At 71.7% G+C, this 20,863-nt stretch carries 20 protein-coding genes; 6 read left to right on the forward strand and 14 right to left on the reverse strand.

What is annotated here, in order from left to right; translation table 11 throughout:
* The first annotated feature begins 1 nt into the window (after nucleotide 1).
* Nucleotides 2–877: a hypothetical protein gene (locus DB32_RS21490; protein ID WP_157069256.1), complete on the forward strand. Its 876-nt coding sequence runs from the start codon at nucleotides 2–4 to the stop codon at nucleotides 875–877.
* Here the strand turns inward: DB32_RS21490 and DB32_RS21495 are convergent.
* On the reverse strand, nucleotides 874–1,743 hold the full coding sequence (locus tag DB32_RS21495; protein WP_053234525.1) for a penicillin-insensitive murein endopeptidase: 870 nt from the start codon (nucleotides 1,741–1,743) through the stop codon (nucleotides 874–876). The genes DB32_RS21490 and DB32_RS21495 overlap by 4 nt on opposite strands.
* A gap of 114 nt (nucleotides 1,744–1,857) precedes the next feature.
* On the opposite strand from DB32_RS21495, the gene DB32_RS21500 reads away from it, so the two are divergent.
* Entirely contained in the window at nucleotides 1,858–2,859 is a 1,002-nt protein-coding gene (locus tag DB32_RS21500) for a tetratricopeptide repeat protein (RefSeq protein ID WP_053234526.1), read from the forward strand.
* On the opposite strand, the gene DB32_RS21505 is transcribed toward DB32_RS21500, so the two are convergent.
* Nucleotides 2,856–3,608 (reverse strand): RluA family pseudouridine synthase, encoded by a 753-nt coding sequence (locus tag DB32_RS21505; RefSeq protein ID WP_157069258.1) that lies wholly within the window; start codon nucleotides 3,606–3,608, stop codon nucleotides 2,856–2,858. The genes DB32_RS21500 and DB32_RS21505 overlap by 4 nt on opposite strands.
* Nucleotides 3,589–6,318, reverse strand: a complete 2,730-nt coding sequence (locus DB32_RS21510; protein ID WP_053234528.1) for a PEP/pyruvate-binding domain-containing protein — start codon at nucleotides 6,316–6,318, stop codon at nucleotides 3,589–3,591. The genes DB32_RS21505 and DB32_RS21510 overlap by 20 nt, the downstream gene beginning before the upstream one ends.
* A 120-nt stretch (nucleotides 6,319–6,438) precedes the next feature.
* Between DB32_RS21510 and DB32_RS21515 the strand changes: the two genes are divergently transcribed.
* Nucleotides 6,439–7,476 carry a hypothetical protein gene (locus DB32_RS21515; RefSeq protein ID WP_053234529.1) on the forward strand — a complete coding sequence of 346 codons (1,038 nt, stop codon included), beginning with the start codon at nucleotides 6,439–6,441 and terminating at the stop codon, nucleotides 7,474–7,476.
* Nucleotides 7,477–7,493: 17 nt separating this feature from the next.
* On the opposite strand, the gene DB32_RS21520 is transcribed toward DB32_RS21515, so the two are convergent.
* The 6 genes from DB32_RS21520 to DB32_RS21540 form a co-directional block, all read right to left on the reverse strand.
* Nucleotides 7,494–8,351 (reverse strand): serine/threonine-protein kinase, encoded by an 858-nt coding sequence (locus DB32_RS21520; RefSeq protein ID WP_053234530.1) that lies wholly within the window; start codon nucleotides 8,349–8,351, stop codon nucleotides 7,494–7,496.
* Between the two features lie 121 nt (nucleotides 8,352–8,472).
* Nucleotides 8,473–8,649: a hypothetical protein gene (locus DB32_RS46930; RefSeq protein ID WP_157069259.1), complete on the reverse strand. Its 177-nt coding sequence runs from the start codon at nucleotides 8,647–8,649 to the stop codon at nucleotides 8,473–8,475.
* Nucleotides 8,650–8,777: 128 nt separating this feature from the next.
* On the reverse strand, nucleotides 8,778–9,851 hold the full coding sequence (locus DB32_RS21525; protein WP_053234531.1) for a HupE/UreJ family protein: 1,074 nt from the start codon (nucleotides 9,849–9,851) through the stop codon (nucleotides 8,778–8,780).
* Between the two features lie 15 nt (nucleotides 9,852–9,866).
* Nucleotides 9,867–10,454: a hypothetical protein gene (locus tag DB32_RS21530; RefSeq protein ID WP_053234532.1), complete on the reverse strand. Its 588-nt coding sequence runs from the start codon at nucleotides 10,452–10,454 to the stop codon at nucleotides 9,867–9,869.
* A gap of 13 nt (nucleotides 10,455–10,467) precedes the next feature.
* Complete coding sequence (locus DB32_RS21535) at nucleotides 10,468–11,769, reverse strand: DUF1552 domain-containing protein (RefSeq protein ID WP_053234533.1); 1,302 nt, start codon at nucleotides 11,767–11,769, stop codon at nucleotides 10,468–10,470.
* Nucleotides 11,769–13,490 carry a DUF1592 domain-containing protein gene (locus DB32_RS21540; protein ID WP_053234534.1) on the reverse strand — a complete coding sequence of 574 codons (1,722 nt, stop codon included), beginning with the start codon at nucleotides 13,488–13,490 and terminating at the stop codon, nucleotides 11,769–11,771. Before DB32_RS21540 ends, DB32_RS21535 begins: the two co-directional genes overlap by 1 nt.
* Before the next feature lie 163 nt (nucleotides 13,491–13,653).
* On the opposite strand from DB32_RS21540, the gene purF reads away from it, so the two are divergent.
* Nucleotides 13,654–15,066 carry an amidophosphoribosyltransferase gene (purF, locus tag DB32_RS21545; protein WP_053234535.1) on the forward strand — a complete coding sequence of 471 codons (1,413 nt, stop codon included), beginning with the start codon at nucleotides 13,654–13,656 and terminating at the stop codon, nucleotides 15,064–15,066.
* Between the two features lie 116 nt (nucleotides 15,067–15,182).
* A complete protein-coding gene (locus DB32_RS21550; protein ID WP_157069261.1) occupies nucleotides 15,183–15,938 on the forward strand; it encodes a hypothetical protein in 756 nt (251 codons plus the stop codon).
* A gap of 337 nt (nucleotides 15,939–16,275) precedes the next feature.
* Here DB32_RS21550 and DB32_RS21555 read toward each other — a convergent pair whose 3' ends face one another.
* Both DB32_RS21555 and DB32_RS21560 read right to left on the reverse strand, forming a co-directional pair.
* The gene (locus tag DB32_RS21555; RefSeq protein WP_157069262.1) at nucleotides 16,276–16,680 is read right to left on the reverse strand and encodes a hypothetical protein; all 405 of its coding nucleotides are present in this window, start codon (nucleotides 16,678–16,680) and stop codon (nucleotides 16,276–16,278) included.
* A 140-nt stretch (nucleotides 16,681–16,820) separates the two neighbouring features.
* Nucleotides 16,821–18,641: an RHS repeat domain-containing protein gene (locus tag DB32_RS21560; protein ID WP_053234538.1), complete on the reverse strand. Its 1,821-nt coding sequence runs from the start codon at nucleotides 18,639–18,641 to the stop codon at nucleotides 16,821–16,823.
* A gap of 21 nt (nucleotides 18,642–18,662) precedes the next feature.
* Between DB32_RS21560 and DB32_RS48395 the strand changes: the two genes are divergently transcribed.
* Entirely contained in the window at nucleotides 18,663–19,223 is a 561-nt protein-coding gene (locus DB32_RS48395) for a hypothetical protein (RefSeq protein ID WP_053234539.1), read from the forward strand.
* A 3-nt stretch (nucleotides 19,224–19,226) separates the two neighbouring features.
* Here the strand turns inward: DB32_RS48395 and DB32_RS21570 are convergent, their stop codons facing one another.
* The 3 genes from DB32_RS21570 to DB32_RS21580 all read right to left on the reverse strand — a co-directional run bounded on the left by DB32_RS21570 (nucleotide 19,227) and on the right by DB32_RS21580 (nucleotide 20,848).
* Nucleotides 19,227–19,595 (reverse strand): SCO4402 family protein, encoded by a 369-nt coding sequence (locus DB32_RS21570; protein ID WP_053234540.1) that lies wholly within the window; start codon nucleotides 19,593–19,595, stop codon nucleotides 19,227–19,229.
* A 29-nt stretch (nucleotides 19,596–19,624) separates the two neighbouring features.
* Nucleotides 19,625–20,218, reverse strand: a complete 594-nt coding sequence (locus DB32_RS21575) for a DUF2019 domain-containing protein (protein WP_169791508.1) — start codon at nucleotides 20,216–20,218, stop codon at nucleotides 19,625–19,627.
* 90 nt (nucleotides 20,219–20,308) lie between these two features.
* Nucleotides 20,309–20,848: a tetratricopeptide repeat protein gene (locus tag DB32_RS21580; protein WP_053234542.1), complete on the reverse strand. Its 540-nt coding sequence runs from the start codon at nucleotides 20,846–20,848 to the stop codon at nucleotides 20,309–20,311.
* Nucleotides 20,849–20,863 lie beyond the last annotated feature (15 nt).

The raw sequence follows: 20,863 nt of genomic DNA on the forward strand, positions 1-20,863 counted from the left end.
GATGATGTCCGCGCATCCCACACCCGACGCCCCGGTAGCCCGCGCGCTCGAGGAGGCCCTCGAGGCGGTCGCGACCGAGCCGGTCCGCATCGCGGTGATCGCGCGGGCGCTGCGCGACGCGGGGCGCGCGTCGATCCCCGAGCGCGGGCCGGAAGTCCTCGAGTTCGCCGAGGGCCCGTTCCGTCGTGCGCTCGCGACGCGCATCGGCGACGACGTCGCGGACGAGGTGCTCGATCAGCTGCGCCCCGTGCTCCAGCGCGCGGCGCGTCGCAGCTCGATGCAGCCGATCAGCAGCGCGCAGCTCCAGTCGCCCGCGCAGTCGCGCGCGGCCGAGCCGGTGCCGACCCCGACGTTCGTGCCGCTGCGCACCACGAGCCCGCCGCAGCCGCTCGAGCTCTTCCTCGACGACGAGGAGTTCCAGGCGCCCGGCGATCTCGGCGAAGAGCCAGGATCGGGCGTGTACGTATCGGCGCGCCCGCGGACCGACCCTGCGCCCGGCGGGCCTCTGCCGCTCGTGTTCTTCGCGACGCAGGACGCGTCGGCGTCGGGAGCGCTCGCGCATGCGCTCGGTGGGCGCGCGACGGTGCGCGTCGTGGAGGGACTGCTCGAGCTGCTCGACGCGCTCGAGGAGGATCCCGAGGCCGCGCGGGTGTTGATCCTCGATGGCGGCTATCCGTCGATCCAGATCCCGTCGCTGATCACCGTCGCGCCGGAGCTCGCGGGGCGCACGCGCGTCGTCGTGTGGCGCGCGTTCGAGGGCGATCGCGCGGCGCTCGCGAGCGCGCCGAGCGACGTGACCAGCGCGTGGATCCGCTGCCATTCGCGCGGGCTCGACGAGCTCGCCGAGCTCTGCGCGCGCACCCTCGCGTTGCCCTAACGCGTCGAGACCAGCGGACGTGCGCGCGGCGCGTCGCCGCCGGCGGCCGGGTCGTCGCCGTCGAGCAGCGCGGCGAGCAGCGAGGCATCGTCGAGCCCGGCTCCGTCGCGCCCCGCGATCGCCTCGACGTCGGGCCGCAGCCACGGCCAGCGCGGGCCTACGTCGCGACAGCCCGACGCGCGATCGTGCGCGCTGCAGAACACGCGCACGTGGAAGTGATCGTCGTGCGGCGCCGCGCGCTCGGGCTGCTGCACCACGTACGCCGCGCGCACCAGCGCCTCCGCGCTCGTCTCGTGCGCGAGCGCGTACTCGAGGAGGCGCGTCTTCAGCCCGCGGCTCACGAAGATCCACTGCACGTCGGCCTCGGGATCGAGCAGCAGCGTGCGGACGAAGTGCCAGTTGCGCGCGTCGTCGAAGAAGAAGAGATCGCCGCTCGACTCCTCGATCGCGTGGCCGTAGCGACCGAACGCGAGCCACCCGCGCGGCGTGGTCGCGCGCCCATCGGGGTCGGTCAGATAGAAGATGACGTCGACGTCGCGGCCGGTGCGGTGGCTGCGGTGTCGCGTGTGCCGCCCGCCGCCGGGCGCGGAGAGATCGCCGACGCGCGCCGGCACCGAGCCCGGGAACGTCCGCGCGACCGACGCGAACGCGCGCTGCAGCGCGCCGACGAGCCCCGGCGTGCCCCACCGCGTCTCCTCGCCGGGCCGCGCGCGCACGAAGCCGGGGCCGCGCTCCGGCAGCGCCACGCCGTGCGCGAGGATCCCCGAGGACGTCGTGCCGATCGACGTGGCCTCGCGGGGGCCCGGCACGGCGCCGTAGCAGCCGGCCGCGAGCAGCAGCGCGAACGCAGGCAGCGCGCGTCGCATGCTGGCCAGGATAGCAGCATTTCCGCGGAGTTGGGGCATGCTCGCTTGACCCAGGACGCGGTCCTCGTACGTTCCGGGGCCGCGCTCCACATGCCCTCCCCCGACAAAGGTCCGATGGACCAGCTCAGCGCCCACCTCGATCGTGCGTGGGACCTCGTCTCGCGCGGAGACTTCTCGGGGGCGATGCGCTCCGCCGAGAAGTCGCTCGAGATCGACCCGGACTCGCCCGAGGTGCACAACCTCATGGGCTACATCCGCGCGCAGGAGGGCCACGCCGAGGAGGCGCTCGAGCACTACGAGCGCGCGATCGAGCTCGACGAGAGCTTCGTCGAGGCGATGCTCAACGCGGCCGAGGTGTGCATCCACCCGCTGCAGGACTGGGACGGCGCGATCGCGCGCATCGAGTCCGCGCTCGACTGGATCGAGGATCCCGAGGAGCAGGCCGACGCGATGCTCCTCAAGATCGACGCGCTGCTCGGCAAGGGCGATCGCGCGGGCGCGGCCGTCGTGGTGAACGCGCTGCCCGAAGGGCCCTTCGAGAGCGCGGGGATCGCGTTCTCGATCGGGCGCGCGCGGTTCGAGACCGGCGACGTGCGCGGCGCCGAGCCGTGGCTGCGTCGTGCGATCGAGAAGGAGACGCGCCACGCGGAGGCGCACTACTACCTCGGCCTCGTGCTGCAGGAGCGCAGCGACGCGCGCGGCGCGGCCCTCGCGTTCCTGCACTCGCGGCACGCGGAGGTGCGCGGTGGCGCGCCGGCGCCGATGGTGAGCTCCGAGACGTTCGAGCGGCGCGTGCAGTCGGCGATCGGTCGCTTGCGCGAGAACGTCGCGCGCGTGATCGAGGGCGCGCTGGTGATCGTCGGTGACGTGCCGGGCGCCGAGGTGGTCGCCGAGGGCGTGGACCCGCGCATCCCGGTGCTGCTCGACGATCTGGGCGCGGAGGACGAGCCGCCGCGCGCTGGGCGTGTGTTCGTGTACCAGCGCAACGTGGAGCGCATCGCCGCGGGGCCGATGGAGCTCGAAGAGGAGATCGCGCGCTCGATCACCGAAGAGGTCGAGCACGTGTTCCCCGAGGTCGCGGGCGCGCCGGCGACCGAGAGCGAGATCCAGAACTAGATCACGAGCGCCCCGGGATCGCCGCCGAGGCCGGCCCACGTGCGCGCGAGATCGTCCGGCGCGGGCGCGACGAGCTCGAGCGATCCGCCGTGCGCGACGTCGGGCAGCACGAGCCGCGCGCAGTGCAGCATCGGACGACGCGCGCCGATCACGCGGCCGTCGTCGAGCACGACGCGCGGCGCGCCGCCGTAGGTCACGTCACCGAGGATCGGATGGCCCGCCGCCGCGCAGTGGACGCGCAGCTGGTGCGTGCGGCCGGTCTCGGGGAAGAGCGCGAGCGCGGCGTAGCCGCTCGCGATTCCGCGCCGCTCGTAGCGCGAGCTCGCGTCCTGCGCGCGCTCACCGGTCTCGCTTTCCTGGAGCGCGATGCGCCGCGTCGCGTCACGCGGATCGATCGCGATGCCCCACGTCCAGCGGCCGCGCTCCTCGGGCACCCCGCCGACCAGCGCGAGGTAGGTGCGCTCGTAGCGCCCTTCGCGACGCGCCTCGAGCAGCGCGTCGATCGCGCGATCGGTGCGCGCGAACGTGACGAGCCCGGTCACGTCGCGATCGAGGCGCGAGCTCGGATGCATCTTCGGCGCGCCGGGATCGAGCGAGCGCGCGATCGACGTGAGCGTGATCGTGCTCGCGTCGGGCGCCGTGGTCGGCAGCGCGGGCGGCTTCACCAGCACGAGCAGGTGCGCGTCGCGATGCGCGATCCGCACCTCGGGGGGCGGCGCGGGGCGGCGATCACGCCCGCGGGGTCGCATCGCGGGCGTGCTCCTCGCGATCGCGCGTCGCGTGCGCGCGCTCGACGATGCGGACCGTGCCCGCGTCTCCGTCGACCTCGACGCGATCACCGGTGCGGATCACGCGCGTGCCGTGCCGCACGTTGACGACCGCGGGCACGCCGAACTCGCGCGCGACCACGCTCGCGTGCGAGAGCGGCCCACCGAGGTCGGTCACGATCGCCGCCGCGGCGAGGAAGAGCGGCGTCCAGCCCACGTCGGCCTGCTGCACCACGAGCACCTCGCCGGGCGCGAGCGCGGTCGCGTCGCTCGCGGTCTCGACCACGCGCGCGGTGCCGATCACGCGGCCCGTCGACGCGCCGAGCCCGCGCAGCGCGCCGTCCGGCAGCGCTTCGGCTTCGACGGGCGGCGGGAACCCGACGAACGTGTCGGGCGGCGGTGGCAGCGCACGATCTCGCTCGTACTGCAGACGCCGGCGCCGGATGAGCACCGAGACCGGCCCCACGTCGCCCTTGAGCAGCGCGTGCAGCTCGTCGACGGTCAGGAAGAACCCGCCGTCGGGCCCGCAGCCGGGCTCCATCGCGGCGAGCCGCCGCGACGCGTCGAGCACGACCTCGCGATAGAGCCCGAGCACCGTCACGACGTGACCGCGGAGGTGCTCGCGCAGCCGCATGAAGTCCTGCACGAGCGTGAGCAGCTTGCGCACCGCGAGCGCGCCGCCCGAGAGGCGCACCGGCAGCGGCAAGAGGCCCTCGAGCTCCGCCTGGGCGCGCTCGCGCACTTCGAGCTGGCGCCGCTGCACCTCCTCGGGGCCTTCGTCGTGCTCGCTCATCAGGTGCAAGCGCAGCGTCGTGAAGGGCAGCGTCGGATCCTCGCGCCAGCGCGGCTCCGCGATCTCCGCCTCGCGCGCGCCCCGTCCGCCGTAGCGCGCGAAGAAGTCGAGCAGCGCGCGGCGCGTGGGGCCCTCGGGGATCGACGCGACACGGAGCTCGGCGGGCGGCGTGCGCAGGATGTGATCGCGGGCGCGCAGATCGCCCCGCGCGATGCGCGCGATGCGATAGAGCGCGAGCCCGGGCGCGGCGCTGTCGACGTCGTCGAGGCCGGTGAGCAGCTCGCGCATGAGCGAGTCCGCGCGCGGCTCGTCCGCGACGGCGCTCACGAGCGCGCGCAGCGCGACGACGCACGCGAGCAGGTTCCCGTACACGTTGAGCAGCACCTCGCCGGTCGGATCGAGCAGGCGCTCGACCTCTCCGAGCACGCGGTGCAGCGCGGTCGCGCTCAGCACGCGGAAGTCGATCGCGTCGATGCGCGCGCGCTCCGCCTCGAACCACTTCTCGAACTGCGCGACGCGCTCGCCGAGCCGCGCGTTCTCGCGCACGTAGCGCGACGCGGTCATCGGAAGGCGCGCGAGGAACGCGGCGGAACCGCGGCGCTCCACGTCGTGCTCGAGGCGATCGATCTCGCCACCGCCGCCGAGCGAGAGGAGCACGCGCGGGCGCAGGCCGGGCACCTGCGACGCGATCGCGGTGAACTCGCTCATGTTGAGGTAGATGCGGCCGCGGAAGTTGCCGACGAGCTCGGCGTCCTTCGGCACGCTGCACCCGAGCGCGCCGAACGCGCGGCGGAACCCGCGATCGCTGAAGCCGCTCAGCACCGACCACGTGAACGGCGTCGCGACCCCGGGCAGCGCCTCGCCGACGTTCACGTTCGACCAGACGATGCGCGCGCGATCGGCGCGGCGCGCACGTCGCGAGCTCGCCCGGCGCGGCGGCGTCACGATCGCGGTCACCGGCCGCGCCTGCAGCACGTAGACGTTGCGCCCGACGACCGCCCACTCGATGTCGCGCGCGTCGCCGAAGTGATCCTCGATGCGCACGCCGAGCTCGATCAGCCGATCGAGCACGTCGTCCGAGAGCGACTCCTGCGCGCGTGCCTCGGCGGGCACGTCCTCCTCGATCACGCCGCGCTCGTCGTCCCACTTGATCGCGCGCGCCTTGTCGCCGATCACGCGATCGCGCACCCAGCCGCTCGCCTTGTCGACGCGGTACGTGTCGGGCGAGACGCTGCCGTCGACGACGGTCTTGCCGAGGCCGAGCGACGCGTTGATCACCATCTCGCCGGGATCCGCGGAGAGCGGGTTCACCGTGAAGAGCACACCCGCGACGTCGGCGGGCACGAGCGCCTGCAGCACCACGCCCATTCCGAGCCCGGCCTCCGCGCTCGCGCTTCCGAGCGCGCGCAGGTAGCCGAGCACGCGCGGATCGAACGAGCTCGCCCACACCGCGCGCAGCGCGTCGTCGAGCGCGTCCTCGTGCTCCACGCCGAGCACGGTGTCGTGGAGGCCCGCGGCGGAGCGCGCCTGCTCGTCCTCTCGGAGCGACGACGAGCGCACCGCGATGGCGCGCGCGCCTTCCTTGCGCAGCGTCGCGAACGCGGCGTGGACGTCCGCGGCGATCGCACGCGTGAGCGGCGCGCGGCGCACGCGCGCGGCGATGTCCGCGAGGCGCTCGGGCGTGACGTCGCGCGAGGGCGCGGCGAGCAGCGCGGCAGGTTGCTCGTCGGGCGCGAGCGTCGCGCGCAAGAAGTCGTCGCAGACCTCGGCCGCGACCGCGAACGCTGCGGGCACCGGGAAGCCGGCGCGCGCGAGCGCCGCGAGGTTCTTCGCCTTGCCGCCGAACGCCGGTGTGCGGCGCGGGACGAGCGATTCGATCCGTCGGACGTGCGGCCCCATTCGCGAGGCGCGAGTGTAGCGCGCGTCCGGGTGTGTGCTCTCGCACGTTCGCGCGAACCGTGGGTCGATGGCTCCGGGGGCCATCGACTACCGTGCTTTCGACGTCCCGGGGGGCCGGCCATGTTCGTCGCGCGTTCGATCTCGTTCTCGTCGTGGTCGCTGATCGTGGCGACGATGCTCGCGGGCTGCGCGACGGGCGGAGGCGGCACGACGCCCGGTGGTCGGGACGGGTCGAGCCAGGCGTTCGACGGCAGCGCGCAGGGCACGGACGCGAGCACGAGCAGCGAGGACGCGAGCGTCGGGATCGATGCCGGCATGGTGCCGTGCAGCACCGCGGAGGAGTGCTCCGATGGCGCGGCGTGCAACGGCGTCGAGCGCTGCGAGCTGAACCGCTGCATGCCCGGGACGCCGCCTTCGTGCGACGACGGAGTCGCGTGCACGATGGATCGCTGCGTCGAGCCGGGGACGTGCGAGTACGTGCCGCAGGACGCGATGTGCCCGAGCGGTCAGACGTGCGGCGCGACCGGGTGCAGCGCGACGTCGACCTGCTCGGAGTCGCCGTGTCGGCTCGTCGGCCCGCAGTGCGGATGTGCGACCGGACAGGCTTGTTACCACTCGGGCGCGACGGCGCTGTGCGCGACGGCGGGCGGCGGCACGGAGGGCGCGAGCTGCACGTCGCCGACGAGCTGCGCCGCGGGCCACACCTGCATCGACTACTCGCGCGAAGCGGCGATCGATCTGCCGATGTGCACGCGCTACTGCGCGAGCGACGCGGACTGCAGCGGCATCGGCTCGTTGTGCCTCGGCGCGATCGACGACGGCAGCGGCGGCGAGCGCGCGGACGTACGGCTCTGCACGCGATCGTGCGATCCGATCGACGGCACCGGGTGCTCGCCGCAGACGACGTGTCACGTGTTCCGCGAGAGCGAGGGCGCGATGCGCTTCCTGACCGACTGCAGCGGTCCGATCGGCGGCGGGCGCTCCTACGACCTCTGCGGCGACGACGGCGACTGCGCGCGCAACTACGCGTGCGTGAGCGGCCGGTGCCGCCGGTGGTGCCTCGTCGCGACCGACGAGGGCTGCGCGTTCGACGAGATCTGCGTGTCGCCGTCGCCGACGATCATCCTCGGCGGCGTGCAGTACGGGTTCTGCGCCTAGCGGGCAGCTCGCGAGGCTCAGCGCGCCGCACGACCACGCGGGACGGCGCCGATCTCGCGCAGCGCGGACGCCATCGCCGACGCGCTCGCGTGACGATCCTGCGGTCGCTTCGAGAGCGCGACGGTGATCGCCGCGTCGAGCGCCGCGGGCACGTCCGGGACGAGCGTGCGCACCGGCGCGGGCGACTTCGCGATCACCGCGTGCAGCACCTCGAGCGCGCCGCTCGCGCGAAACGGTGCGCGCCCGACGAGCATCTCGTAGAGCAAGCCGCCGACGGCCCACACGTCGGCCCGCACGTCGATCTGCGGCACGCCGCGCGCTTGCTCCGGGCTCATGTACACGGGCGTGCCGATGCGCGCGCCCTCGCGCGTGACGCGCTGCGTGCCGTCGAGAAGGCACGCGAGGCCGAAATCGAGCAGCACCACGCGATCGCCGCGCAGCTCCTTCACGAGCATCACGTTCGACGGCTTCACGTCGCGATGCACGAGCCCGTGCGCGTGCACCGCGGAGAGCGCGTCGAGGAGCGGTACCGCGATCGCGAGCGCTTCCTCGTGGCCGAGCCGACCGACGCGCGCGAGCCGCGTCGCGAGCGTCTCGCCGTAGAACAGCTCCATCACGAGGTACGGCGCGCCGCCGTCCTCCTCGGCGAGCTCGCTCACGCGCACGACGCCGGGGTGTCGCAGCGTGACGATGGCGCGCCCTTCGCGGCGGAGCCGCGCGCGCCACTCCTCGACGCTCGCGAGCGCGGGGCGCAGGCGCTTGACCGCCACGAGATTGCCCGACGCGCTGTCGAGCGCGCGCCACACGACCGCGTTCGCGCCCTCACCGAGGACGTCGAGCAGCTGGTAGCGACCCGCGAGCATCACGTCGGTCACGCGCGCCGCACCAGCAGCGCGCGTGCCATCTCCGTTTCACCGATGGATCGCACGAGGGCAGCACAGCGCGCGTGCGCAGATCCGCACGGAGGGTGCGCATCGTGACGCGCCGCGCGGCCCGTCATCGCCGACCCTTGTACTCCATCATGCCCTGCACGGCGCGCTCGCTCGCCTCGGCGACCTCGCCCTCTTCGCGCGCGCGATCCGCGCAGTCCTCGCACATCTTCTTGGTCTTCCCGCCGACCTTCACCGCGACGAGCTCCTCGACCTCTTCGCCACACGTCTTGCAGACCGCCATGCGCGCGACCTCCTGAGAGAGTGTCCAAAATCGGCTCGCCGGCGCAGAGCCTTCCGTCCACGTGCTCCGCACGCTCCGGTGCGGGCCCTGCGCCAGCGAGCACTCCAGCCGGGCTGAGCGCGCGGAGTCTACGGTGCGGTCGCGCGCTCGACGAGCCAGACGAGCGCGAGCAGCGCGATCGCGATGGATCCGCCGCGCACGATCCACGTGCGATAGCCCGGCTTGCCCGCGAGCCACGCGAGCGGTGCGAGCATCACCGCGACGAACGCGAGCTGCGCGAGCTCGATGCCGACGTTGAACGCGAGCAACGAGAGCACGCGCGCCTGCGCAGGAAGGCCGAGCTCCGCGAGCACGCCGGAGAACCCGAAGCCGTGGACGAGGCCGAAGCCGAGCGCGAGCCACGGCATCGAGCGGCGCTCGTCGGGGCGCCACACGTTGAGGAGCGCGACCACCGCGATCGAACCGGCGATCACGCTCTCGACGAGCCTCGAAGGCAGCACGATCACGCCGAGCGCCGCAGCGATCAGCGTGACGCTGTGCCCGAGCGTGAACGCGGTGACGACGATCGCGACGTCGCGCAGCGCGACCCGCATCCCTTCGCGCCGCGCGAGCCCGCCCGCGGTGAGCACCAGCGAGAGCAAGAAGAGCAGATGGTCGTAGCCGGTGACGAGGTGCAGCACGCCTTCGACGAGGAAGCGACCCAGCAGCGACGGGATCGACGGGGGCTCGCCGAGCGCGACCTCTTGGCGTCCGGCGCGGAGCACGCGCGCGTCGGAGTCGTCGGCGAAGCGGATGCGCACGAACGCTTCGTGCTGCGCGTCGGTCGGGAAGATCGTGTCGTCGCGCAGGACGAGATCACCCGGAGGGCACGCGTAGTCGATCGACAGCGAGAGCCGCGGCGGGCCATCCTCGCCCTCGACTTCGCTCGGTGCGCCGGCGTGCGCGCTGCACGCGCTCGTTCCGTCGCCGATCGTGATCCCACGCGCGAGCAGCGCGCCCAGGTCGTCACCGCGCGCGAGCACCGCCGACGCGGGCGCGTCCTCGCCGAGCCCGAGCTCCATCGCGGCGTCGACCACCTCGAGCTCCACGTCGATCGACGCGCCCTCGCTCGTGCGCTCGACCACGACGTACTTCGCGGATCCGCGATGGGCGTGCGCCGTCGACGCGCACGCGAGGATTCCCAGGACGACGACCCGCCACATCGCGCGGAGGGTAGATCACACGGCGCGTCGATCGAGCTCGTTGCTCATCACCGCGATCGCGTCGTCCGCGTGGACGCTCACCGGACCGATCGAGATCGGCGCGCAGGGCTCGATCGCGGCGCGCGCCGCGTCGTCGAGGCCGAGGTGATCCCCGACGAAGATCGCGAGATCGTCGGTCGCGATCCCTGCGGTCCGCACGTCGGCGCCGTGCTGCTCGAGCACGTAGCGCGGCACACCTCCGAGATCCGCGAGCACCACCTCGAGCCCGCCGTCCGCGATCGACACGCCGTTGCGCAGCGCGGTGAAGCCCGGTCCTCGCGCGTCGTGCGCGAGCGCTTTCTGGATCACCGTCGCGACGTAGCGCTCGCCCGGTCGCACGTAGCGCGCGACGCGCCCGTCGATGCGCACCACGCGCGGCGCACGACGCCCTCCGAGCAGCACGAGATCGACGATCGTGTCGCGCCGCACGCCGTTCGAGACGAGCAGCGCGGCGCGCACGCAGCGCACGAGCACGTCGAGCCGCCCGCTCGATCCCGGGAGATCGATCAGCGAGAACTCGGGCGACGCCGTCGCGGTGCGCCCGATCACGACCCAGCGCCGCACGGCGCGTGGTCTATCAGATCAGGAGGCCCTCGAGCCCGCCGCTGCCGTGCCCCGAGTACCCGTACGTGTCGACCGGCACGCCGACCGCCTGCGCGATCGACACGAGAAGCTTCGAGTGCGCCTCGTTCTCGCCGCCGTGCCCACCGCGGTAGTCGATGAAGCGATTGCCGCGCAGCCGCACGCCCGCGCCGCCCGCGACGACGAACGGCACGCGCTTGTGATCGTGCGCGTTCGAGTCGCCGAGCTCGCTGCACAACATCACGACCGTCGAGTCGAGCAGCGTGCCCTCGCCGTCGGGCGTGGTCGCGAGCTTCTCGATCAGCTCTGCGAAGCGCTCCGCGAACCAGCGCTTCAGCGCGACGAACTGCCGCGCAGTGTCGCTGTCCGCGTTGCCGTAGTGCGACGCGTCGTGGTTGCCGAGCGTCGCCGTCGTGTCGCGCACGTGCGTGGGGCTCACCGGATGCGACCACATGATCGACGCGACGCGCGTGATCCCGCAGCCGAGCGAGAGCACCGCGAGGTCCTGCTGCAGGCGCCCGACGGTCAGGAAGTTGTCTTCCTTGTGATAGGTCTTCGGGTAGTAGTCGGTCTCGACGTTGCGATAGCCGCCCGCGTTGAACGCGACGTCGCTGCAGCTGCCGCCCACCGGCGCCATCAGCCTTCGCTCGAGCTCGCGCAGCGACTCGGTGTGCACGTCGAGCTTCGTGCGCTCCACCGCGCCGAGCCGCGCGCGCAGCGCGGTCAGGTCACCGCTGATCGCGTCGAGCACGCTGCGGCGACGACGGATGCGCAGCTCCTCCGCGCTCGTGTCGGTCATCTCGCGCCCGCCGAACAAGCGCGAGAACGCGTTGAGCGGATCGTCGTCGGGCTTCACCTCGGTGCCCATCAGGCGCGAGAAGCTGCCGCTGCCGTTCTCGAAGTTCGCGCCCACGCCGAGGTGCACGCTCGGGTGCGGCACGCCCTCGCGCAGCGTCTGGCCGAGGAACACGTCGAGCGACGTCGGGTCGGTGCCGGTGAGCACCTTCGCGCAGCCGCCCTCGTGCGTCGGCCCGCCCGCGTACATGTCGAGCCCGTCGAGGAACGTGAGGTGCTGCCGCACGCGCTCGAGCGGCGCGCTCATCTCCGGCAGCGTGAACGTGCTGCTCCCCGAGCTGCCGCGCGGGTGCCAGCGATCCGGGATGCAGCCGTCGGGGATGTAGACGAAGAGCGCCCTGCCCTCGCCCGCCGCGCGCGCGCTGCGCGCGAACGTGTGGATCCCGATCGGCGCGAGCGCCGCGCCCGCCGCGAGCCCCTTCAGGAACGAACGACGCTTCATCACGGCGCCACCTCCTCTGCCGCACGACGGATCCGGAACGAGGGCTGCGTCACGACCGCGACCATCAGATCGCGCAGGTCACCTCCGCTCTCCTCGAAGCGCGTCGCGAGCGCGCGCACCGAGCACGCATCGCCTGCGTCGCGCTCGATCGTGCCGCGCGCCCAGCGCCACCACTGGCGCGCCATGCAATCGCGCGCGGTGTCGCTCTCCGCGATCTGCGCCGCGAGCTCTTGCGGGCCCGCGAGCGCGAGGCGCGCGCCGTCGCTCAGCGCCTCGACGCCGATCAGCTCGCCGCTCGTGTCGATCGCGAGGCCGTTCTCCTGCTCGCGATACGCGCCGACCGCGTCGAAGCGCTCGAAGGGGAAGCCCACTCCGTCGATGAATTGGTGGCACGCCGAGCACACCGGATCGTCGGTGTGGCGGCGGAAGCGCTCGCGCGTCGTGAGCGTGGGATCGAGCCCCGGCGGCGTGGTGTCGGCGTCGGCGGGAGGCGGCGGGAGATCCTGGCAGAGCAGGCGATCGCGCACGAAGAGACCGCGCCGGATCGGCGAGCTCTCGTTCGAGTGCGCATGGCTCGCCATGACGCTGCCCATCACCAGCAGACCACCGACACGCTCGGGCGGCGCGCTCACACGATCGAACGCCGCGCTCCCCCCCGCGCCGAGCCCGTAGTAGGTGCGCAGGTTCGCGTCGACCATCACGTAGTCGGCGCTGAAGAGCTCGCTGAACCGACCCGTGCGCTCGAACATCACGTGGCGCACGAACGCGCGCTCCTCCGCGAGCATCGACTCGCGCACCGGGCCGGTGAACGCGGGGAAGAGCGTCGCGTCGCGGTTCGTGCCGAGCAGGCGCGTGGTGCCGAGCCAGCGCGACACGAACGCGGCGACCGCGTCCTCGCTGCGCGGATCGTCGAGCATGCGGCGCGCCTCGCGCTCGATGATCGCGGGGTCGCGCAGCGAGTCGCTCTCCGCGAGCGCGAAGAGCGTCTCGTCCGGCATCGTGCCCCAGAAGAGATAGGAGAGCGCGGTCGCGATCTCCCACGAGGTGAGCGCGAACGTTCCGTCCGCCTGCGCCTCACCGACCTCGCTGCGATAGAGGAACGAAGGCGACGCGAGCATCGCCTCCATCGCGAGCCGCGCGCCCACGCGCGCGTCACCGACGATCAGATCGCTCGCGAAGAGCGCGACGTAGCGATCCACTTCGTCGCTCGCGAGCGGACGGCGGAACGCGCGGCGACCGAACGCCTCGACGAGCTGGCGCTGGCAGTCGCTGCTCGAGAGGTCGCACGCCGCGAAGCGCGCCGGGTCCACGGTCGCGACGAGCGTCTCGGCCGCGCTCGCGTACGCGTCCGCGTGGCGACCGGTGACGAGCTGCGCGTTCGACTCGTTGTCGTAGCCGCGCACGGAGGTCTCGACCGGAAACGAGTCGACGTCGGGCGCCGCGATGCCGAGCAGATCGGCGACGGTCGCGCGGTACTCGTCGCGCGTCAGCAAGCGCAGCGAGCGTCGGCCCGGCGCCTCGCCCTCGCACACGATCGGCTCACCCGGCTCGACAGGATCGCTCGGGTCGATCGGGTTGCCACCGGGATCGCGCGGACCGTCGCCTGGGCCTGGGCCGACGCCGTCGGGGCCGGCGGCTGCCTCGCCGAGCAGGCCGGTGCACGCCGTCGCGAAGGCGAGCACGAGCGCGGAGAGCAGAGACGACGGTGAGCGGAAGCGCATGCGGTCCTCCGTGCGGTACGTGGCGGGACGAGGTCGGACCGGGTCACGCGAAGCACACGAAATTGTTGGAACATTCGCCGTTCCATCCGCGGAGCGCGGAGCGCTCCGCGCGCCACCCCGCACCCCTCGACATGGTCCAGGTGCGGCGCTACAAGCCGGGCCCATGTGCGGCGTCGTCGGCATCTGGGGCGCCCCGCAGGCGTCCAACCTGACCTACCTCGGGCTCCACGCGCTGCAGCATCGCGGCCAGGAGAGCGCAGGCATCGTCAGCAGCGACGGAGGGCGCCTCTTCGCGCACAAGTCGCTCGGCCTCGTGCAGGACGCGTTCTCGCAGCCGGTGCTCGAGGCGCTCCCCGGTGACCGCGCGATCGGCCACGTGCGCTACTCCACCGCCGGCGGCGGTGGGCTCAAGAACGCGCAGCCGATCGCGGTGGACTACGCGATGGGCTCGCTGGCCGTCGGGCACAACGGCAACTTCACGAACTTCGAGGAAGTGCGGACGCGCCTCGAGGCCGCGGGCTCGATCTTCAACAGCTCGAGCGACACGGAGGTGCTCGTCCACCTCATCGCGCGCAGCCGCGAGGCCACGACGGTCGGGCGCGTGAGCGACGCGCTCAAGCAGATGCAGGGCGCCTACTCGATCGTGTTCCTCACGACCGACGAGCTCATCGCGGTGCGCGATCCCCACGGCTTCCGCCCGCTCTGCCTCGGCACACTGAGCTCGTATCCCGGCCTGCCGGGCGCGACCGTCGTCGCGAGCGAGCCCTCCGCGTTCGAGCTGATCGGCGCCGAGTACGTGCGCGACCTCGAGCCCGGCGAGATGATCGTCGCGGATCGCGAGGGCGTGCGCTCGCTGCGTCCGTTCGAGACGCGCGCGCAGCGCATGTGCATCTTCGAGTACGTCTACTTCGCGCGGCCGGACTCGAAGCTGAACGGCATCAGCGTGTACGACACGCGCAAGCGGCTCGGCGCGATCCTCGCGGAGGAGTGCCCGGCCGACGTCGACGTCGTGATCCCGGTGCCCGACAGCGGCGTCGCGTCGGCGCTGGGCTACGCGGGGCGATTGGGAATTCCGTTCGAGCTCGGCCTGATCCGCAGCCACTACGTGGGCCGCACGTTCATCGAGCCGAGCCAGTCGATCCGACACTTCGGCGTGAAGCTGAAGCTCTCGCCGGTGCGCGCCGTGCTCGAGGGCAAGCGCGTCGCGGTGATCGACGACTCGATCGTGCGCGGCACGACGAGCCGCAAGATCGTGAAGATGCTGCGCGACGCGGGCGCGAAGGAAGTGCACCTGCGCATCAGCTCGCCGCCGACGCGCTGGCCTTGTTACTACGGCATCGACACGCCCTCGCGGAACGAGCTGATCGCGGCGAGCCACAGCCCCGCCGAGGTCGCGAAGTACGTGACGAGCGACACGGTCGGGTACCTCTCGATCGACGGTCTGCATCGCGCGGTGCGCGGTGAGGGCCCGGGTCGCCAGGGGTTCTGCGATGCGTGCTTCAGCGGCGACTATCCCGTCCCGTTCGCGACCGAGAACGGCACCGGGAAGCGCTCGCTGCCGCTCGCGAGCGTTTGATCAGCCGGAGCGCTCGCCCGTGCAGGCCCGCACGGAGCGGGCGGAGCGCGCGGACGGCAGGGCCCGGAGCGGGCGAGCCGATGTTGACCATCACGTTCTGCTAGAGTCGCGCGCATATGCGCGGACCGACACGCACTTTCGCCGCTGGTCTCCTCACTGCTGCGCTCGCCGCGTGTGGCGGCGGCACCCAGGCCGGTGCGGGTGGGACGACGCCGCAAGCGCGCGCGGTGGAGCCATGCCCGACGACAGGCGAGCTGCGGCTCGGTCGCGTGTGCTGGAACCCGATCGGAAGCCGCTGGCACCTCACTGCGATGGCGCCGGGCGGCGAGTACGCGTTCGACGTCGAGCTGCTCGCGGCGAACCGACTGCGCTCGACGGATCACCCGGCCGCGTCGCCCGCGACCGACGAGTGGTACGTCGACGGCAACACGATCCGGCTGTTCCTGCAGAACCGGTTCGTCGAGTACCGCGCGGACGTCTCGAACGGCACCGTGATGGTCGGCGACGCGCAGAACGTCCGCGGCGAGACGTGGCAGTGGCGCGGCGATCGGATGCAGGTCGGCGGCGGGTGTCATCCCGACGAGACCCAGCAGGGCGAGTCGTGCATCAACCTCTCGGGCACGCAGTGGACGCTGCGCACGTCGAGCGGCGAGCGCGTGATCCACTTCGAGGCGGGCGGCGCGCTGCTCACCGATCAGGGCGCGATCAGCGAGCGCAACCGCTGGTCGCAGCAGGGCGCGCAGCTGACGTTCTCGCTCGACGGCGTCGACTACACCGCGACGGTCGAGCGCGGCGACGCGCTGAGCGGAACGGCCGGCGGTGCGCAGTGGAGCGCCGCGCCGGTGCAGCTGTTCGCGCCGCCGATGCACTGACCGGCTCGAACGATTGTCTGCGACGCGCCGACACCACGCGCGTCTCCTCGGGGCGACGTGCCCGCGTCGTCGGGCGCGACGACCGCAGTGCGATCGAAGCAGGAGTCACAACCAAGTGACTTCGAGTGAGAGTGGCAGTCCGTCAGGGCCGATCTCGCCCGAGCGCCTGCAGAAACGCTCCCACTCCGTGCTCGCGGCGCGCTCCCTCAGGGGAGACCTCGTCGCCCACGAACACTTCGCGATGGGACCGACGGATACCCGAGCGCCCCGTCTGAGCTTGCGATCGCGCACCCGGCGAGTCAGCGGCTCGCAAGTGCGCGGGCGAATCTCTCGCCGGTCACCGCGCACCCGCCGTCTTCATTTCGCGCAGGATCGTTTCGATCAGCGCCGAGTCCGAGAGGTCGTCGGCGATCGCCAGCGCCGTTACGATTCGCGCAGCGCTGAAGAACACTGCGGCGTTCGACCCGATCACCGCGTGGGCGGCGTGGATGATCCGGATCGTGCTCGGGGCCATGATCCCCGACGCCACGACGCTCACTCCGTCGAGCACGGCGTCGTGGTATTCGTTCGGAAGTCCGATGTACGCCTCGTCCGGAGGCATGACGAGCGGACTCTGCCATCGTCGCTCGTCCACGCCACCTCCCGGCATTTCCACGCACACCTCGTTTCGCGCGAGCTCATCGCAGCGCACGCCGAGGAGCGCGTAGTCGATGCGGCCGCCACGAGGAATCATCAGCTCCACGCCGACGTGTCGATGTCGCGGCACGAGCGCGCCGGGCGCAAGCCGAGCGGCGATGAACGGAGGCGCGACGAGCCCGCTGCCGAGATCTTCGTCGATCCACACGCGCGCAACGCGGTGCTGCGAAAGGTCGAGACGTCGCATCAGAGCCCCCAGAAGGCGCGCCAGGCGAGATTGAAGTGCTGAGGCATCGCGGCGACCACGGACGCATGATAGACGCTGAACGCGTGCACTTGGTATTTCGCAAGCGCAGCCTCGTGCGCCACGAGCTGAGCCGTCCCGCGGGCCACCATCGTGGCTTCCGATATTTCGTGCAGATAGAACACGGCATCGGCTCCTTGCACCATTCCCCCACTACTGAGCGCTCCTCGCAGTCGGTTCACCATCGCTGCATTCGCTTCGAACGCTTCGAACGTAGCCAAGTGCCGTTCGACGATCGCTAGACCACGCTCGGTTACACGGATCGAGCGACCGGCCAACCGACCCAAGCCTTCCCCCGCGCCCCGTGCACCTTCGGCGAACGCGCCCGTAACTCGCGGCATCGACGCCGAGGCCGCACGCATCCCCGCAAGGCCTCTGAGGCCTGCCCGCCCGAGTCCGACGATGCCCCGCACGGCTCCGGGAAGCGACACGAGGACACCCGCGACTTCGCCGCGGCCGTAGGCCGCGCTCGTGGTGTCCACGACCGCGGAATCGCCCGTGAGATCCCGGAAACGTCGCGTCAGCCCGAACGAGAGGAAGTCCCCAGCGCCCGCGGCGAAGTCGTCAACGCCGTGCGAATCGAGCCAGTTCGCCGCATCCAGCCAGGGATCTCGCACCTGGCGCTCGCTGCCCGAGGCGTATCCCGCAGCAGGCGGCGCTCCCGCGGGCACGACCGTCCGCGAGGCAGATCTCGTCACAGCCGCACTGCTCGTCGCCGCGCCCTGGCCGTCCACCACTCGACTCGGCGAGCTCTGCACCGGGCGCGTGGCTCGTGACCCGCTGCCCGAGCTGAGTCCCTCGCGCTCGAACGACCCCGAGCCAGGGTCGTGGGAGCTGCCACGCGACAGGCTATCGATCGCGGCCCCGATCGCCCCGAAAGCGAGCGATCCAAAGAGGGCTACGTCACTGTCGTAGCAATTCCCGAACGGGTCACAACACGGGACCAGACCACTGGGGTCCGTCCACGTCAGCGGGCGGTTCTCGACGTAGCTGTACGCGTTGAGGCTCTGACGATTGTACGGGCTACGAATGAGCGGGTCGGGCGTGAGGAACCGGCCGCTCCTCGGGTCGTACACTCGCCCTCGAGCATTGATCAGGCCGGTGTCGTCGTGCTCGTGCCCGGTGAAGCCCGCGGAGAAGTCGGTATCATCCGCCGCTTGATCGATTCGGTGCTCTCGTGCGCCGAACGGCTCGTAGCGATATCGCTCGACGACGTTGCCCGACTCGTCCGTGACCGACTCGACGCTCCCGAGATGATCGGAGTGGACGTAGAACAGAGCATTCCCCAGCTCCTTCGTGCTGTGACGCTCCGCGATGAGCTCGCCTTCCGCGTAGATTCGGACGACCTGGCGCTCGTCTCCGTCACGGCCGTGCTGCAGTTCGTACAGCTGACCGACGTAGTCAGTTCTGCTGCCGTCGTCGTGCCAGGCCTGTGCTCTGCTTCCCGACGCCGTGTAACGATAGAACGTCTTTCCCTGGCCCCACACATCGACGTAGCGGGGGAGGTCGAAGTACGTCCAGTCGATGTAGGGATTGTCGGGGGTGCCGGTCGCGCGTCCGCGATCGTCGTACGACACTTCGCCGAGGCGGTGGAGCCCCGTCGGGTGGAACTCGCGCTGAGGCGTCTCCAGCAGATTGTCGGCGTAGTCGTAGCGATACTCGCCGACGACGTCTCCATTCGCGATCACCGCTCGTAGCCGGTCCTCGAGGTCGTACTGGAACTCGAGCTCGTCGCCGACGAGCGCATCGGTACGCGAGCGCACGCTGCCGACTTCGTCACTGCGATGGCGCCGGGCGGCGAGTACGCGTTCGACGTGGAGCTGCTCGCGGCGAACCGACTGCGCTCGACGGATCACCCGGCCGCGTCGCCCGCGACCGACGAGTGGTACGTCGACGGCAACACGATCCGGCTGTTCCTGCAGAACCGGTTCGTCGAGTACCGCGCGGACGTCTCGAACGGCACCGTGATGGTCGGCGACGCGCAGAACGTCCGCGGCGAGACGTGGCAGTGGCGCGGCGATCGGATGCAGGTCGGCGGCGGGTGTCATCCCGACGAGACCCAGCAGGGCGAGTCGTGCATCAACCTCTCGGGCACGCAGTGGACGCTGCGCACGTCGAGCGGCGAGCGCGTGATCCACTTCGAGGCGGGCGGCGCGCTGCTCACCGATCAGGGCGCGATCAGCGAGCGCAACCGCTGGTCGCAGCAGGGCGCGCAGCTGACGTTCTCGCTCGACGGCGTCGACTACACCGCGACGGTCGAGCGCGGCGACGCACTGAGCGGGACGGCCGGCGGTGCGCAGTGGAGCGCCGCGCCGGTGCAGCTGTTCGCGCCGCCGATGCACTGACGCTCAGGGCGCGGTGTTCCAGCTGCCGGGATCCCGCGCTTTCAACGTCGCGGCCGCTGTCCGAGCGAGGCTCACGACGCGGTCCCACGCGGGCAGCGCCAGGAAATACGCGTCGGGGTGCTCGGTCCCGTGCGCGACGAAGACGCGATCGATCTCGCTGATCACGTCGCGAACGAGCCGCGCTTCATCAGCGTCGACCAGATACCAACCAATCGTGCACTCCGCGTTCTGCGCGAGCGGTGTGTCGTCGAACAGGAAGTGGATGGGCTCGTCGAGCTGGATCGATCGGCCGCGTCCATCCCGGAGCTCGGGGCTCCCGAGGAGCTCGAGGTAGTCCACCAGCTCGGCACGCATCGTCGGGTACTTCAGCATCGGACCACCTCGCATGGCGCATGGGCGGATCAGGGCTCGCGCAGCCGCCCGGCCCGCCACTCTTGCAGCGTCATGCGCGCGCCGAAGCCGAGGATACCGGGCTCTCGCGTCAGCTCCTCGATCGCTCGCTCGGCTCGCAACGGATCGATCGGCAGCAGGTGGGTCGCAGCCCAGAGCCGGACCGAGAGAGCCTCGTGCCCGAGCAGCTCGACGAACTCCGCGAGCTGCTCATCGGACCTCCGGATCTGCTTCCAGAGGCGCGTCAGCTCGCGCGCAGCTCGGTTCGCCTTGCGCGGATCAGCGTCGTTCGTTCCCTGTTCGTGCCGTCGCGCCGCGTCTGCATACCGACGAACGGGCGATCGATCGCGCCGCGCACGCTCGAGCGCAGCGATCAGCTCACGGGTCGACACACGTCGGACCGCGACGCCGGGCGGCTCGAGCACATCCTCGATGACTGCCTCGTCGAGCTCGACGTCGATCGTGATCTCGAACCGATTGAGCTCGAGTCGCTTGCGCGACGGGCCCGCACCGCGCTTGGCGTCGTCGACCGCGGCCCTCACGAGCTCGAGCAGCGGTGCACCGAGCGACTCCTCGTCGACGAGCAGATCGAGCAACGTGCGCATCGGCGCGCTCACGCGGTGACGAGCGCGACGATCTTCGAGAACGCGCCGATGCGCCCGTCGAGCACGTCGCTGCTCTCGCCAGGCGTCACGTCAATTCAGGCTGCGATCCGGGCCGCCACCGCCGCCCTCGCCTTCGTCGCTGGGCTCCACGTCGCCGCGCAGCACCTGCAGGAGGCCGTGCACCTCGTTCGCGACCTCGAGCTCGGGCTTCGTCGCGAGGAAGCGGTTCAGGTACTCCGCCGCCGCCGCGCGCTCGCCGCGCGCGTAGTGCGACAGGCCGAGCAGGTAGAGCGCATCGCCGTCGTCCTTGTTCTGCGCGAGCAGCTGGCGCGCGACGCGGATCGCCTCCTGGTGCCGGCCCATCATGCGCAGCGCGTGACCGAGCTGCACCAGCGCGCCGAGGTACTGCGGCGCGATCTCGAGCGCCTTCACCGACGCCTTCATCGCCTTGTCGAACGCGCCCTTCTCGAAGTGCGCCGCGCCGAGGAAGTAGTACGCGTACTCGTTCTTCGGGTCGCGATCGATCACCGATTCGAGCTCGCGGATCGCCGCGTCGATCTCGCCCTCGGCGATCAGCTCCGCGCCTTCTTGCGCGGCGTCCCACTTCTCTCCGTCTCTCTGGCCGCTCATCGTCGATCCACCGTG

Origin of the sequence: Sandaracinus amylolyticus, from assembly GCF_000737325.1 — a bacterium.
GTDB lineage: Bacteria > Myxococcota_A > Polyangia > Polyangiales > Sandaracinaceae > Sandaracinus > Sandaracinus amylolyticus.

Coding starts and splice junctions, on each gene's coding strand:
- DB32_RS21575 (WP_169791508.1), bottom strand. CDS start 20,218: ATGCGCACGTTGCTCGATCTGCTCGTCGACGAGGAGTCGCTCGGTGCA.
- DB32_RS21535 (WP_053234533.1), bottom strand. CDS start 11,769: ATGAAGCGTCGTTCGTTCCTGAAGGGGCTCGCGGCGGGCGCGGCGCTC.
- DB32_RS21500 (WP_053234526.1), top strand. CDS start 1,858: ATGGACCAGCTCAGCGCCCACCTCGATCGTGCGTGGGACCTCGTCTCG.
- DB32_RS46930 (WP_157069259.1), bottom strand. CDS start 8,649: ATGGCGGTCTGCAAGACGTGTGGCGAAGAGGTCGAGGAGCTCGTCGCG.
- DB32_RS21490 (WP_157069256.1), top strand. CDS start 2: ATGATGTCCGCGCATCCCACACCCGACGCCCCGGTAGCCCGCGCGCTC.
- DB32_RS21495 (WP_053234525.1), bottom strand. CDS start 1,743: ATGCGACGCGCGCTGCCTGCGTTCGCGCTGCTGCTCGCGGCCGGCTGC.
- DB32_RS21580 (WP_053234542.1), bottom strand. CDS start 20,848: ATGAGCGGCCAGAGAGACGGAGAGAAGTGGGACGCCGCGCAAGAAGGC.
- DB32_RS21515 (WP_053234529.1), top strand. CDS start 6,439: ATGTTCGTCGCGCGTTCGATCTCGTTCTCGTCGTGGTCGCTGATCGTG.
- DB32_RS21525 (WP_053234531.1), bottom strand. CDS start 9,851: ATGTGGCGGGTCGTCGTCCTGGGAATCCTCGCGTGCGCGTCGACGGCG.
- DB32_RS21510 (WP_053234528.1), bottom strand. CDS start 6,318: ATGGGGCCGCACGTCCGACGGATCGAATCGCTCGTCCCGCGCCGCACA.
- DB32_RS21570 (WP_053234540.1), bottom strand. CDS start 19,595: ATGCTGAAGTACCCGACGATGCGTGCCGAGCTGGTGGACTACCTCGAG.
- DB32_RS21540 (WP_053234534.1), bottom strand. CDS start 13,490: ATGCGCTTCCGCTCACCGTCGTCTCTGCTCTCCGCGCTCGTGCTCGCC.
- purF (WP_053234535.1), top strand. CDS start 13,654: ATGTGCGGCGTCGTCGGCATCTGGGGCGCCCCGCAGGCGTCCAACCTG.
- DB32_RS48395 (WP_053234539.1), top strand. CDS start 18,663: ATGGCGCCGGGCGGCGAGTACGCGTTCGACGTGGAGCTGCTCGCGGCG.
- DB32_RS21505 (WP_157069258.1), bottom strand. CDS start 3,608: ATGCGACCCCGCGGGCGTGATCGCCGCCCCGCGCCGCCCCCCGAGGTG.
- DB32_RS21550 (WP_157069261.1), top strand. CDS start 15,183: ATGCGCGGACCGACACGCACTTTCGCCGCTGGTCTCCTCACTGCTGCG.